General features: G+C 73.1%; 13 protein-coding genes. 10 read left to right on the plus strand and 3 right to left on the minus strand.

Annotated elements, in window-relative coordinates; translation table 11 throughout:
• Nucleotides 1–294 precede the first annotated feature (294 nt).
• The 4 genes from aspS to ABD241_RS19685 all read left to right on the plus strand — a co-directional run bounded on the left by aspS (nucleotide 295) and on the right by ABD241_RS19685 (nucleotide 3,717).
• The gene (gene aspS / locus ABD241_RS19670; RefSeq protein ID WP_344066851.1) at nucleotides 295–1,611 is read left to right on the plus strand and encodes an aspartate--tRNA(Asn) ligase; all 1,317 of its coding nucleotides are present in this window, start codon (nucleotides 295–297) and stop codon (nucleotides 1,609–1,611) included.
• Between the two features lie 192 nt (nucleotides 1,612–1,803).
• Complete coding sequence (locus ABD241_RS19675) at nucleotides 1,804–2,004, plus strand: excisionase family DNA-binding protein (RefSeq protein WP_142182521.1); 201 nt, start codon at nucleotides 1,804–1,806, stop codon at nucleotides 2,002–2,004.
• A gap of 267 nt (nucleotides 2,005–2,271) precedes the next feature.
• Nucleotides 2,272–2,370, plus strand: coding sequence for a 30S ribosomal protein bS22 (locus ABD241_RS19680; protein WP_003792170.1), 99 nt, complete (start codon nucleotides 2,272–2,274; stop codon nucleotides 2,368–2,370).
• 300 nt (nucleotides 2,371–2,670) lie between these two features.
• A complete protein-coding gene (locus tag ABD241_RS19685; protein ID WP_344066854.1) occupies nucleotides 2,671–3,717 on the plus strand; it encodes an NAD-dependent epimerase/dehydratase family protein in 1,047 nt (348 codons plus the stop codon).
• On the opposite strand, the gene ABD241_RS19690 is transcribed toward ABD241_RS19685, so the two are convergent.
• A complete protein-coding gene (locus tag ABD241_RS19690; RefSeq protein ID WP_344066857.1) occupies nucleotides 3,653–4,189 on the minus strand; it encodes a hypothetical protein in 537 nt (178 codons plus the stop codon). The genes ABD241_RS19685 and ABD241_RS19690 overlap by 65 nt on opposite strands.
• Nucleotides 4,190–4,259: 70 nt before the next feature.
• On the opposite strand from ABD241_RS19690, the gene ABD241_RS19695 reads away from it, so the two are divergent.
• Nucleotides 4,260–5,672 carry a lysophospholipid acyltransferase family protein gene (locus tag ABD241_RS19695; RefSeq protein WP_344066860.1) on the plus strand — a complete coding sequence of 471 codons (1,413 nt, stop codon included), beginning with the start codon at nucleotides 4,260–4,262 and terminating at the stop codon, nucleotides 5,670–5,672.
• A 48-nt stretch (nucleotides 5,673–5,720) separates the two neighbouring features.
• On the opposite strand, the gene ABD241_RS19700 is transcribed toward ABD241_RS19695, so the two are convergent.
• Nucleotides 5,721–7,001, minus strand: a complete 1,281-nt coding sequence (locus ABD241_RS19700; RefSeq protein ID WP_344066863.1) for a DUF5667 domain-containing protein — start codon at nucleotides 6,999–7,001, stop codon at nucleotides 5,721–5,723.
• Between the two features lie 270 nt (nucleotides 7,002–7,271).
• Nucleotides 7,272–8,120 (minus strand): RNA polymerase sigma factor, encoded by an 849-nt coding sequence (locus tag ABD241_RS19705; RefSeq protein ID WP_344066866.1) that lies wholly within the window; start codon nucleotides 8,118–8,120, stop codon nucleotides 7,272–7,274.
• Nucleotides 8,121–8,249: 129 nt separating this feature from the next.
• Here ABD241_RS19705 and ABD241_RS19710 point away from each other — a divergent pair, with 129 nt between their 5' ends.
• The 5 genes from ABD241_RS19710 (at nucleotide 8,250) to ABD241_RS19730 (ending at nucleotide 13,359) form a co-directional block, all read left to right on the plus strand.
• Nucleotides 8,250–8,513: a glutaredoxin family protein gene (locus ABD241_RS19710; protein WP_344066869.1), complete on the plus strand. Its 264-nt coding sequence runs from the start codon at nucleotides 8,250–8,252 to the stop codon at nucleotides 8,511–8,513.
• A gap of 142 nt (nucleotides 8,514–8,655) precedes the next feature.
• A complete protein-coding gene (locus tag ABD241_RS19715; RefSeq protein WP_344066872.1) occupies nucleotides 8,656–9,336 on the plus strand; it encodes a redox-sensing transcriptional repressor Rex in 681 nt (226 codons plus the stop codon).
• Nucleotides 9,333–10,715, plus strand: a complete 1,383-nt coding sequence (gene hemA / locus ABD241_RS19720; RefSeq protein ID WP_344066875.1) for a glutamyl-tRNA reductase — start codon at nucleotides 9,333–9,335, stop codon at nucleotides 10,713–10,715. Before ABD241_RS19715 ends, hemA begins: the two co-directional genes overlap by 4 nt.
• The gene (gene hemC / locus ABD241_RS19725; protein ID WP_344066879.1) at nucleotides 10,712–11,713 is read left to right on the plus strand and encodes a hydroxymethylbilane synthase; all 1,002 of its coding nucleotides are present in this window, start codon (nucleotides 10,712–10,714) and stop codon (nucleotides 11,711–11,713) included. Before hemA ends, hemC begins: the two co-directional genes overlap by 4 nt.
• On the plus strand, nucleotides 11,710–13,359 hold the full coding sequence (locus ABD241_RS19730; RefSeq protein ID WP_344066882.1) for a bifunctional uroporphyrinogen-III C-methyltransferase/uroporphyrinogen-III synthase: 1,650 nt from the start codon (nucleotides 11,710–11,712) through the stop codon (nucleotides 13,357–13,359). The genes hemC and ABD241_RS19730 overlap by 4 nt, the downstream gene beginning before the upstream one ends.
• The last annotated feature ends 8 nt before the right edge of the window (nucleotides 13,360–13,367 follow it).

Consider the following 13,367-nt stretch of genomic DNA (forward strand, 5'->3'; position numbering starts at 1 on the left):
GTCGCCTTCCTCCGCTGCGCTCGCTCGTTCCTCGCTCGCTGCGCTGCGTCCAGGCGACGCCGGCGCCGCGGCCTGCTGGTGACTGGTGACGCATCGCTCCGCTCGCGCCGAAACCGGTTGGTGGGTGCCGGCCTGAGCGCCTAGCCTTGGCGCACGGCGACGACGGGCCTGACGATCCTGAGCCGAGCTCGACCAGAGGCCGACCGCGATCCGCGGCGGCGAAGGTGTGGTGGCACAGCGACAATCCCCATCGCCCACACCTCCGGGGCACGAAACCCACCGGAGGTGAACGGAATGCAACCAACCCCACCCACGACCCTCGCGCCGCGCGTGCTCGCGCGGGACCTCGCGTCCGTCGAGCCCGGCGAGCAGGCCACGCTCGCCGGCTGGATCCATCGACGCCGCGTCCTGGCGAGCGTCACGTTCCTCGTCCTGCGCGACCGCTCGGGCCTGGCGCAGGTCGTCGTCAGGGACCGTGAGACGGTCGAGCAGCTGGCCGGGCTCCCGGAGGAGACGGTCGTCCAGGTGTCCGGAACGGTCTCGGCCAACGGGTCCGCGCCCGGAGGCGCCGAGCTCGTCGAGCCGGTCATCACGGCCCTGACGGAGCCCGCGGTGCCGCCGCCGACCGAGCTGTGGCGCCCGACCTTCGGGGCGGGGCTGCCCACGCACCTCGACCACGCCGCGGTCACGCTGCGGCACCCACGCCACCGCGCCGCGTGGCAGCTGGCCAGTGCCTCGATGCGCGGATTCCGTTCTGCGTTGGGCGCGCTCGACTTCACCGAGATCGCGACACCCAAGCTCGTCGGCACTGCCACCGAGTCGGGTGCCAACGTCTTCACCGTCGACTACTTCGGCCGCACGGCCTACCTCGCGCAGAGCCCGCAGCTCTACAAGCAGATGCTCGTCGGGGTCTTCGAGCGGGTCTTCGAGGTGGGGCCGGTCTTCCGCGCCGAGCCGCACGACACGGTGCGCCACCTCGCGCAGTACACCTCCCTCGACGCCGAGCTCGGCTTCGTCCGGGACCACCGCGACGTGCTGGCCGTCCTGCGTGAGGCCGTCGCCGGGATGGTCGCGTCCATCGGGGAGTATGCCGCCGACGCCGCTGCGCTCCTGGGCGTCGAGCTGCCCATGGTGCCCGACGAGCTTCCCGTCATCCACTTCCGCGAGGCCCTCGCCCGGGTCGGCGCGGACCCCGACGAGCCGGACCTCAGTCCCGCGCACGAGCGAGCGCTCAGCGAGTGGGCCAGGGCGGCATACGGCTCGGACTTCCTTGCGGTGGAGGGGTATCCGATGGCGAAGCGCCCGTTCTACACCCACCCGCAGCCTGGCGACGAGCGCTGGAGCAACAGCTTCGACCTGCTCTTCCGCGGTCTCGAGCTGACGACCGGTGGCCAGCGCCTGCACCGGCCGTCGGACTACGCCGCCGCGATGCGTCGGACCGGCACGGACTCCTCGGTCCTGGCCGGCTACCTCGACGCGTTCGCCCACGGCATGCCGCCGCATGGTGGATTCGCGATCGGTCTGGAAAGGTGGGTCGGGCGCCTCACCGGCGCCGAGAACATCCGGGAGGTGGCCCTCTTCCCGCGCGACCTGCACCGGCTGGAGCCCTGAGGGCCGGCCGGAACAAGATCAATCCACAGGATCGCGACGGCGTGTCGAGTTGCGTGTGGCGGATTCGTTGATCCGATCGCTTCCCCTCCAGTCACAACTGCCCCTAGTGTTGCTTCTTGCACCTGCGTACAGTTTCGCCGGAGGGGAAGCCGTCGACGCGCGGGTGCACCCACCGAAGATCGGGGTCAATACATGTCGAACGAGCGCCAGCTCAACGAGGTGCGGTTCCTCACCGTCGCCGAAGTCGCCTCGATCATGCGCGTGTCGAAGATGACCGTCTACCGGCTCGTCCACGGCGGGGACCTCCCTGCCGTGCGGGTCGGCCGGTCCTTCCGGGTTCCGGAGGACGCGGTGCACAAGTACCTGCAGACGTCCTACATCGACACCGCGTGACGGCAGCGTCACCACGCACCGAGGGGGCGGCCACGACCACCGGGTCCGGCCGCCCCCTCGGTGCGACGCGGCCGGACGGCCGTCGGTGCAGGTCGGCGCAGGTCGGCGCAGGTCAGGCCGTTCCCGCGCTTTTGGGGTCGAGGCCCCGCACCCGCTAGGGTGGGGGTCCTGTTCGGCTCGTGAAGTTCGACCTACCCTTCTCCGAGGTGTGTCGACGCAGGTCGGCACCAGCTCAGTTCAAGGACACGTCTCACGACAAGGACAACCATGGGTTCTGTCATCAAGAAGCGCCGCAAGCGGATGGCGAAGAAGAAGCACCGCAAGCTGCTGCGCAAGACGCGCCACCAGCGTCGCAACAAGAAGTGACCTGACCAGCTCAGGAACCGGCGGCATCGCCCCGCACGCTCTCGACCCTCACCACCGGTGGGGGTCGTTCGCGTTTCCGGGGAGGGGTCCGAGCCGATGGGCACCGAGAGCCTCGCCACATCGGTGGTCTCGCACAGCGTGCGCCCGGGCACAGGCCGGACTCGCTCGGTAGGCTGCGACGTGCGGGGGTGTGAGACCTCTCCTCGACGGCTGGCCGGAGCGACCGGCGGGCGGCGGGAGCGAGGGCGTCGAGTCTCTCCGCACCCCCGACCGCGCACCGACCGACGACAGGAGGATCCGATGGCCAAGGTCGTCCTGGTCACCGGGGTGTCCCGGTATCTCGGTGGTCTCTTCGCCCGCCGGCTCTCGAACGACCCCTCGGTGGAGCGGATCCTCGGCGTCGACGTCGTGCCGCCGCGGCACTCGATCGGGCGCGCCGAGTTCGTGCGGGCCGACATCCGCAACCCGATGATCGGGCGCATCATGGCGCAGGCGGACGTCGACACCGTCGTGCACATGAACGTCATCGCCACTCCGCGTGACACCGGCGGCCGGGTGACGCAGAAGGAGATCAACGTCATCGGCACGATGCAGCTGCTCGCCGCGTGCCAGAAGTCCGAGTCGGTCAGCCGGCTCGTCGTGAAGTCCTCCGCCGCCGTCTACGGCTCCTCGCCGCGCGACCCCGCGATGTTCAGCGAGGACATGAACCCCAAGACCCTGCCTCGCACGGGCTTCGGCAAGGACTCCGTCGAGGTCGAGGGCTACGTGCGCGGCTTCTCCCGCCGCCGGCCGGACGTCGAGATCACCATGCTGCGCCTGGCCAACGTCGTCGGCCCCAACATCCGGACGGCCATCACCGACTACTTCGCCCTGCCGGTCGTGCCCATCCCGCTGGGCTACGACGCCCGCTTCCAGCTCGTCCACGAGGACGACGCCACGGCGGCACTGATCCTCGCGACCACCGGCCCTGCTGCCGGCATCGTCAACGTCGCCGGCGACGGCTTCGTCACGGTCACGCAGTGCACCGCGATCGCCCGGCGCCCCGTGCTCCCGGTGCCGTTGCCGGCGGCCGGCATGCTCGGCACCGTCGTGCGACGCAGCGGCCTCGCAGACTTCTCCTCCGACCAGCTGACCTTCCTCGCCTTCGGCCGAGGACTGGACACGAGCCGGATGCGCGCCGTCCTCGGCTTCGAGCCGCGCTTCACCACGCGCGAGGCGTTCGAGGACTTCGCCCGGCACCTGCACCCGTCCGTGCCGGGCGTCGACGGTGTCGGCGCCGCGGTCACGGAGGCTGCCGGCGGCACTGCCACCGCCCTTTCCCGCGTCTTCGACAGGATCCAGCCGTGACCGCCGAAACCCATGACGCCGCCGTGAACGCGACAGCCCGGACCGACGGCGACAGCTCGTCCGTGAGCCAGGAGGGCACGCCGGCCCCGGTGAAGGGGGCGACGGCGAAGAAGGCCGGCGCCACCAGGCCGCCGGCCAAGGGAGCCGCCGCCACGACGTCGACGCCTGACGAGCCTGCCGCGAAGAAGGCGGGAGCCAGGAAGCCGAAGGCCGAGAAGCCGGCTGCGAAGAAGGCGGCCGAGAAGACGACGGCGGCCGCGAAGACGACGGCCGAGAAGTCCATGGAGAAGAGGTCGACGGCCAAGAGGTCGACCGCGAAGAAGTCGACCGCGAAGAAGTCGGCGGCCGAGAAGTCGCCGGCCGAGAAGTCGCCGGCCGAGAAGTCGGTGGGAAAGCCCACGGTCGCAGCGGCGGACGAGCGCAGGACGGGGGAGCAGCCGGCGTCCAGGACCGAGGCATCCTCCCGCCCCACCCGCGGTGCCTTCGCCGCCGGGGCTGCCCGTGCGTCCGGCGAGCGTCGCCGGCGAAGTGGCACACCGCTGATGCCGACGGCGCCGGTCGAGGTCAGCGCGGCCCGTCGTGATGCGAGCGGCTCGACGTCCGACAGGACGCTGGACGAGGTCATCGAGGCCGCGGTGACCGAGGGTCCCACCGAACCGGAGTCGGTCGTGCCCACGGTGCCGCCGACCGAGCCGCCGGTCGAGCCGCCGGTCGAGCCACCGGTCGGGCCGGCCACGGAGGCGTCCACCGAGCTCGTCGAGGACCTGCCGGCCGAGCCCACTCCGCCCAAGAGCCGGCCGAGCCGCGCCTCCGTGCGCTCGCCTCGGCGCGCGGCGACCAGTGGCCCCACCAGGCTCCGGGCCGTGCCGCCGGTGCCGGACGCGCCCGCCGGCGCGGCTGCGGCGCGGGAGGCGGCCACACGGCATACGCAAGCAGGCGCCGGTGGCGGCTGGGAGCAGGCGCTGACCGCGGTGCAGTCCCGCGCCGAGAAGCTCGTCGGTGCCGTGCTCGAGGGCGCCGAGCTCACGTCCGAGGCCCGCCCGGGCCCGGCCGAGCTCGTGGAGCTCGCCGTCAACGTGCTCCGCGCGGCCGCGACCTCGGCGGGGGTGCCCGCCGAGGAGGTCGAGCGCCAGGTCGCCGAGACCCTCGCCTACCTGCGGCGCCGGCTCAGCGGTGACTACGTCGTCGACGAGTTCGGCTTCGACGAGGACTACACCGTCAACGTCCACCTCCCGCTGCTGCGGCCGCTCTACAAGAGCTGGTTCCGCGTCGAGGTGCGCGGCATCGAGAACATCCCCGACGAGGGCGGCGCGCTCGTCGTGGGCAACCACTCGGGCACGATCGCGCTCGACTCGCTCATGACGCAGGTCGCCGTCTACGACGAGCACCCCCGGCACCGGCACTTGCGGATGCTCGGCGCGGACCTCGTCTTCCAGCTGCCCTTCATCGGGACCATGGCGCGCCGGTCGGGCACCACCCTGGCGGCCAACACCGACGCCGAACGGCTGCTCGGCAGCGGGGCGCTCGTCGGCGTCTGGCCCGAGGGCTTCAAGGGCGTGGGCAAGCCCTTCAGCGAGCGCTACAAGCTCCAGCGCTTCGGCCGCGGCGGCTTCGTCTCGGCGGCGCTGCGCGCGGGCGTCCCGATCGTCCCCGTGTCGATCGTCGGGGCCGAGGAGATCTACCCCATCCTCGGCAACATGCCAGCGGTCGCCCGCCTGTTCGGCATGCCCTACGCACCCATCACGCCGACCTTCCCGCTCCTCGGACCGCTCGGCCTGGTGCCGCTGCCGAGCAAGTGGCTCATCGAGTTCGGGCCGCCCATCGACACGTCGAGCTTCGGGCCCGAGGCCGCGGACGACCCCATGCTCGTCTTCGACCTCACCGACCAGGTGCGCGAGACCATCCAGCAGACGCTCTACAGCCTGCTGATGCAGCGCAAGTCCGTCTTCCTCTGACCACCGCTTCCCCGTGGGGCGCGGCGCCGCCGTCAGGGCGGCCTGCACTCAGGGCAGCAGCCGTGTGGGCGCCAGCCCAGTCGGCAGGGTCACCGTCGGGACGCCCAGGGTCACCGACGGCACCGTGATCGTGGCGCCCGGCAGGGTCACGCCACCCCCGCCGACCGCCACGGTCGAGGAGGTCACGCCGGCTCCGGGAAGGTTCACGGTGGCCCCGGGCAGCGTCACGCCGCCACCGCCGACGCCCACCGAGGAGGTGTTGACGCCGACGGTCGGGAGGTTGACGGTGCTCCCCGGCAGGGGCGCCGCGTTCGTGACCGAGCCCCCTGGGAGGGGGAGTCCACCCGGCAGGGTCGCCGTCGACCCGGGTGGGCGAGCGGAGCTGCCGACGCCTCCGGGAGCGCTCGTGCCGGCCGTGGGGCCGGGAGCCGCCGTGGCGTTCACGCGGCTGCCACCGACCCCGGTGGCGCCGGCCGGCAGGGCGGCGAGGGCCACGCGGGCCCGGGCGGCACGGTCGCCGCAGGCGCCGCACGTGGCCAGCTCGCGCAGGGTCGCGATGTCGCCGGAGCCGAGGGCGTCGCGCAGGCGCTGCCAGGCCGGCAGCGACCCGGTCGGAACGCGCGTCCGCATCGCGTCGACCTGCGGGATCGCGCGAGCGTAGAAGTCGGCCAGCTCGGTGAGCGCCTCGGTGCGCCCCTCGGTGCGGTAGACCTCGACGAGGATCGTCTGGGCTCGCCGGACAGCGTCGGTGGCGGAGTCGTAGGCCGTGTCGAGGTCGTGGGTCGCCGGCTTGCCCTGGTCGAGCAGGTCGCGGGCGTCGCCGATGTGCTCCTGTGCCTGTGCCAGGTAGGTCAGGCCCTCGTCGTAGCGCGAGCCGGCGAGCTGCACGGCAGCCCGGTCGAGGAGCTGCTTGACGCCGTAGAGGACGTCGCCCGGCACCGCCGAGCGGGACGCCGCCCCGAGCGCGCCGGCGACCACGATGATGCCGGCGGCCACCGCGGCGACCAGCTTGAGCGGCCGCGCTGCGACGTGCAGCACCGAAACAGGGCCTCGTGGCCCGTCCGTGCGGGCCGGGCCGTCCGGGCCGTCAGTGCCGTCAGTGCCGAGGGCCACGACGGGGGCAGTCGGGATCTCGGCCGCCGGGTCGTCGGCGAGCAACCGGGCGCGGAGGTCGGACACGAACTCACGACGGGGGGCGAGGCCGGCCTGGTCGACCGCCTGGACGGCGTGGAGCACGGCGACGAGCTCGAGGATGCCCGGCTCGCTGACCTGCTCTCCGTCGAGGGCGCGCTGCAGCAGCACGCCGTCGGCGTCGGCACCGAGGTCCATCTCTCCTCCTCCTCTCGTCGGTCCGTCCGGTTGGTCCGTCAGGATGTCGTGTCGGTCGCTGCTGCTGCGCTCCGGGTGCCCGTCACCGCCTTCGCGGCATCGGTGCCCCGGTGCGCGAGCGGCACGGGTGCCTTTCGGCGCCCGGGACGACACGGCATACGGCGAGGGGTTCCACGGCCACGCTGGTCGGCGCGTCGCGGGCGGACCCGCGCCCGAGGGCGTCGGTCCTACGCCGTGAGAACGACGCGGGAGCCCGAAGGGTTACGGGGATCACAGCTCGACTCCTTCGAGCGCCTTGCGCAGCGCCCGGGTGGCGCGCAGCTGCAGCTGCTTGACGGCCCCCTCGGACTTGCCGAGGACCCGCGCGGTGTCGGCGAGGCTGAGGCCCTGGAGGAAGCGCAGCGTGATGCATTCCGCCTGGTCGGGCCCGAGCTCCTTGATCGCCGAGACCAGCCGCTCGTCGCGCAGCCGGGTCAGCACCTCGGTGTCGGGGGCGTCGACGCGCTCGTCGGCGTCGCGCATGTCGGCCGTCGCCACCTCGAAGCGGAAGCGCGCCGACTTCACGTGGTCGGCGATGAGGTTGCGCGCGATGGTGACGAACCACGCCGCGATGTCCTTGCCCTGCCAGGTGAAGGAGTCGATGCGCCGCATCGCGCGCACGAACGTCTCGGACGTCAGGTCCTCGGCCAGGGCCCGGTTGGCGACGCGGACGAGCACGTAGCGGAACACCGTGTCGACGTAGACGTCGTAGAGCTGTGCGAAGGCCTCCTTGTCACCGTCCTGCGCCAGCTGCACGAGCGCCGCGATGCGGAGCTGCTCGTCCGAGTCGCGCTCGAGGCGGCGCGGTCCCGGCCCGCCGGGTCCGGTGCGGGCGAGGTCGACGCCCTCGTCGGCGAGGGAGGCCCACAGCGCGTCGAGTGCCGAGCGCCAGGTCGGCAGGCCGGGCAGGACGGGGTCGTATGCCGGCACGCCGGCTCCCGCGACCGCCGGTCCGCCCGCGTGCGCGAGGACGAGAGCGGGGAGGCTGAGGCGGGTGCGCGTCAGCAGCCCCCGCGCCGGGGCCCTTCCCGGGGCGGGAACCGGTCGAGGCAGTGGTGCCGACGTCCTGTTCGCGCGCATTGTGGACAGTGTGACTGAAGGGCGCCCCCGATGGGACCCCCAGAAGGTTATGTGGCGGAGTCGACTCCCGCCCACTCCCCGTCGAGATCGGGCCTGCGGCGTGACGGAGGCGTGCCTACAGTGGTCGGTATGACGAGTGAGCACCCCTCGCAGGCCCCAGCCCCACGCGTCGTGCTGCTCGGCAGGCCCGGCTGCCACCTCTGCGAGGAGGCGCGGACCGTCGTCGAACGGGTCACCGCCGAGCTGGGGGTGGCCTGGGAGGAGCGGTCCGTCGACGACGACCCGGAGCTGCTGCGGCGCTACGCCGAGCAGATCCCCGTCACCTTCGTCGACGGGCGCCGGCACGACTTCTGGCGGGTCGACGAGGGGCGCCTGCGGGCGGCCCTACGGTGACCTGCCTGACCACCGTCCGCTATGCCGTGGTAGGCGGCCGAAGTCAACTTTGTGCATGGCTTCACAAACGTCTAGCCTGAACGGGTCCCCACGTGCTCCGCGTTCGGCAGAACGCCTCTTCGAGAGGAGCCGGTGAGCAAGAGTGTCCGCCGACCCTGCACTGCGTCGAGAGATCCCCGACGCAACCGTCGCGCGGCTTCCCGAGTACCTCCGAACGCTCTCCCGTCTCGCTGAGGACGGCGTCCTGTCGGTCTCCTCCGAGGAGCTCGCGGCCGAGGTCGGAGTGCGATCGGCCCAGCTGCGCAAGGACCTCAGCCACCTCGGCTCCTACGGCGTCCGCGGCGTCGGCTACGACGTCGAGACCCTCGCCCTCGAGATCTCGCGCGCCCTGGGCCTGACCCAGGACTGGCCGGTCGCCATCGTCGGGATGGGCAACCTCGGGCACGCGCTCGCCTCCTACTCCGGCTTCGTCACCAAGGGCTTCCGCATCGTCGGCCTCTACGACGACGACCCGGCCCTCACCGGCGAGCGCATCGTCGGCGTGCCCATCCGGCCACTGGCCGAGCTCGACGCCGACCACGCCGTCGACCCCATCGCCATCGGGGTCATCGCGACGCCTGCCCCCGCCGCGCAGGCCGTCTGCGACGCGCTCGTCGGGGCCGGCATCAGCTCGATCCTCAACTTCGCACCGGCCGTCCTGACGGTGCCCCACGGCGTGGACGTACGCCGCGTCGACCTTTCCACGGAGCTGCAGATCCTCGCCTTCCACGCCCAGCGCAAGTCCCTCGCCGCCGGCGACCTCAGTGCGGTGGCCGCACCGTGAGCCTGCTCGTCATCGGACTGTCCCACCACACGGCGCCGCTCTCGGTGCTCGAGGCGCTCTCGGAGCGCCCTGACCGCGCCGAGGCCATCGCCTCGTCCGTGCTCGGGTCGGCCACGGCCACCGAGACCGTCGTGCTCTCCACCTGCAACCGTCTGGAGGTCTACGCCTCCGTGCCGGCCTTCCACCCGGCCGTCGCCGCCATCGGCGAGGCGCTCGCCCTGGCTGCGGGGCTCGAGACACCCGACGGCGTACGCCCGGTGGCCGACCTGCCCCCGGGCGACCCCACCGCCGCGCTGGCGGTGCGCGCCGAGGCGCTCGCGGACCACCTCTACGTCCGCTACGACGACGCCGCGGTCGCCCACGCCTTCACGGTCGCCTGCGGGCTCGACTCGATGGCCGTGGGCGAGGCGCAGATCCTGGGCCAGATGCGCGACGCGCTCTCCGGCGCCCAGAGCCGCGGGCAGGTGGGCGAGTCGCTCAACTCCCTCTTCCAGGGCGCCTTGCGGGTCGGCAAGCGGGCCCACGCCGAGACCGACATCGACCAGCACAGCGTCTCGCTCGTGCAGATCGGCCTCGAGGAGGCCGCGGCCGTCCTCGGGCCCCTCGACGGGGCTGCGGCCGTCGTCGTGGGCGCGGGTGGCATGAGCGGCCTGGCGGCCGCCACCACCCGTCGGCAGGGGCTCGGGTCCCTGACGATCGTCAACCGCACCCCCGACCGGGCCGAGCGCCTCGCCGCCGCGACGTCCGGCGTCGCCCGCCCGTGGGCCGACCTGGCCGACGTCATCGCCGAGAGCGACCTCGTCATCTCGTGCACGGGCGCGGTGGGGCACGTCATCACGGCCGACCTGCTCGCCGCGAGCTCTGCCCGCCGTGGCGGCCGCCCGCAGGTCGTCGTCGACCTGGCACTGCCTCGCGACGTCGAGCCGGTCGACTCGTGGCAGCGCGAGATCCCGGGCGTCACGCTCGTGGACCTGCAGGCTCTCGGACTGCTCCTCGAGGGGCGTGCCGACACCACCGAGGTCGTCCGCGTCCGCGAGCTGGTCACCGGCGAGGTGGCCGACTACCTCACCCGGCGCATGGAGAAGTCCGTCGCGCCCACTGTCGCCGCCCTGCGGGCCCGGGCTGCTGCCCTGGTCGCGACGGAGATGGACCGGCTCGACCAGCGCCTGCCCGGCCTCGACGAGACGACCCGCGCCGAGGTGGCCCTGGCCGTCCACCGCATCGTCGAGAAGCTGCTGCACACCCCGACCATGCGGGTCAAGGAGTTCGCCATGGAGGGCAGCGGCGACGACTACGCCGCGGCCCTGCGTGAGCTGTTCGACCTCGAGCCGAAGGACGTCGCCAACGTCTCCGCCCCGCCGAAGCGAGCACAGTCGTGACCGCTCTGCGCCTCGGCACGCGCCGCTCCGCGCTGGCCACCACCCAGTCCGGCTGGGTGGCCGACCGGCTGCGCGCGGCAGGCCACGAGGTCGAGCTCGTCGAGATCACGACCGAGGGTGACGTCTCGGGTGAGCTGCTGACCGCGATCGGCGGCACCGGCGTGTTCGCCGCCGCGATCCGCCGTGCCCTGCTCGAGGGGCGCATCGACGTCGCCGTGCACTCGCTCAAGGACCTCCCCACGGCCCCCGAGCCGGGGCTCGTCGTGGCGGCCGTTCCGGTGCGCGAGGACAGCCGCGACGTGCTCGTCGCCCGGGACGGCCTGACCCTCGGGGAGCTGCCTGCCGGCTCGGTCGTCGGCACCGGTTCGCCGCGTCGCACCGCCCAGCTCGCGGCCCTCGGCCTCGGCGTGCAGGTCCGTCCCATCCGCGGCAACGTCGACACCAGGATCGGTCTCGTCACCTCCGGCGCCGTCGACGCCGTGGTGCTCGCCCGCGCCGGCCTGGCCCGGCTCGGCCGGCTCCACGAGGCCACCGAGGTCCTCGACCCGATCCAGGTGCTTCCCGCGCCCGGGCAGGGCGCCCTCGCCGTCGAGTGCCGCTCGGACCGCCACGACGTCGTCTCTGCCGTCTCGGTGCTCGACGACCCCGACACCCGGGCATGCGTCGTGGCCGAGCGGTCCCTCCTGGCGGCCCTCGAGGCCGGCTGCACCGCCCCGATCGGGGCGCTGGCCGAGGTCGTCGAGGGCGAGGACGGTCTCGAGCTGTCGCTGCGCGGCTTCGTCGGCAGCGAGGACGGCACCGTCGAGCTGCGCCGGTCGCTGGTCGGCCCGTATGCCGAGCCCGAGTCGCTCGGCCGGCGCCTGGCGCAGACCATGCTCGAGGACGGCGCCGCCGGGCTCGACCTGAACGACCATCCGACGAGCGGCACCGAGCCCGCCGCCGTCGACCCAGCACCCGCCCCACGCCAAGCCCCACACCAACCGGAGCAAGTTTCGTGACTCCTTCCTCGCAGCCGTCAGACCAGACGGCCTCGAACTCCACCACCGCGACGACACCGGCCCGCGTGGCCTTCGTCGGCTCGGGCCCCGGCGACCCCGGACTCATGACGCTGCGCGGCCGCGACCTGCTCGCCGTCGCCGACATCGTGGTCCTCGACCGCATCGCCCGCGACGACGTGGTCCTGCGGCACGCCCGCCCGGACGTCGAGATCATCGACGCCGGACACGGCGAGCAGGGCCAGGAGCTCACCCAGGCGATGCGGGCCAAGCTCGTCGTCAAGGCCGCGAAGTCGGTCGCCCCGGGCGGCCTCGTCGTGCGCCTCATGGACGGCGACCCCGCCACCTTCAACGGCCTCGTCGAGGAGGTGCGCGCCTGCCGCAAGGCCGGCATCACCTACGACGTCGTCCCCGGCGTCTCCGCGCTCACCGCCGGCCCGACGTATGCCGGCGTGCCGCTGACGTCGAAGTCCACCGGCGCCGTCCACGTCGTCGGCGTCGACAACTCCGGGGTCGACTATGCCGCGTACGCGACCGACTCCGACACGCTCGTGCTGCTGGGCACCAGCGAGGGCATCCGGTCCGCGCTGGAGGCGCTGCGCGCCGCCGGCCGGCCCGACGAGTCGCTGGCCGTGCTGAGCTCCCACAGCACCACGGTGCAGCAGTCCTCGGTGGCGACCACGCTCGGCGAGGCCGGTGCCGTCTTCACCGGCAAGGAGCCCCTCGAGGTGACGCTCGCGATCGTGTCGCCCAACGTCGAGCTGCGTGACGAGTTCTCCTGGTTCGAGTCCAAGCCGCTCTTCGGCTGGCGGGTCCTCGTGCCGCGCACGCAGGCGCAGGCCGGCACCATGGTCGAGCGTCTCGCCTCCTACGGTGCGACGGCCGACGTCGTCCCCACCATCTCGGTCGAGCCGCCGCGCACCCCGCAGCAGATGGAGAAGGCCGTCAAGGGCTTGGTGACGGGCCGCTACGAGTGGATCGGCTTCACGTCGGTCAACGCCGTCCGCGCCGTGCGTGAGCGCTTCGAGCAGTTCGGCCTCGACGCCCGCGCCTTCGCCGGCCTGAAGGTGGCCGCCGTCGGCGGTACCACCGCAGCCGCACTGCGCGAGTGGGGGATCAACCCCGACCTCGTGCCCGCCGGTGAGCAGTCCGCAGCGGGCCTGCTCGAGTCGTGGCCCGAGTTCGACGAGGTGCTCGACCCGATCAACCGCGTCCTGCTGCCCCGCGCCGACATCGCGACCGAGACACTCGTCGCGGGTCTGCGCGACATGGGCTGGGAGGTCGACGACGTCACCGCCTACCGCACGGTGCGCGCCGCCCCGCCGGCCGCCCACATCCGCGACGCGATCAAGGGCGGCGACTACGACGCGGTGCTCTTCACCTCCAGCTCCACGGTGCGCAACCTCGTCGGGATCGCCGGGAAGCCCCACGCCGCAACGGTCGTGGCGTGCATCGGACCGGCGACGGCCAAGACGGCCCAGGAGCACGGCCTGCGCGTCGACGTGCTCGCGCCGGAGGCCTCGGCCCTCAGCCTCGTGGACGCCCTCGCCGGCCACGGCGTCGGCCTGGCCGTCGCCGCGGCCGAGGCGGGCCAGCCGGTGCAGCGCCCCAGCGACAAGCGACCGGCCTCGCGCCGCCGCGCCCGCTGAGGCGGACC

Origin of the sequence: Terrabacter lapilli (assembly GCF_039531305.1) — a bacterium.
Classification (GTDB): Bacteria; Actinomycetota; Actinomycetes; order Actinomycetales; family Dermatophilaceae; genus Terrabacter; species Terrabacter lapilli.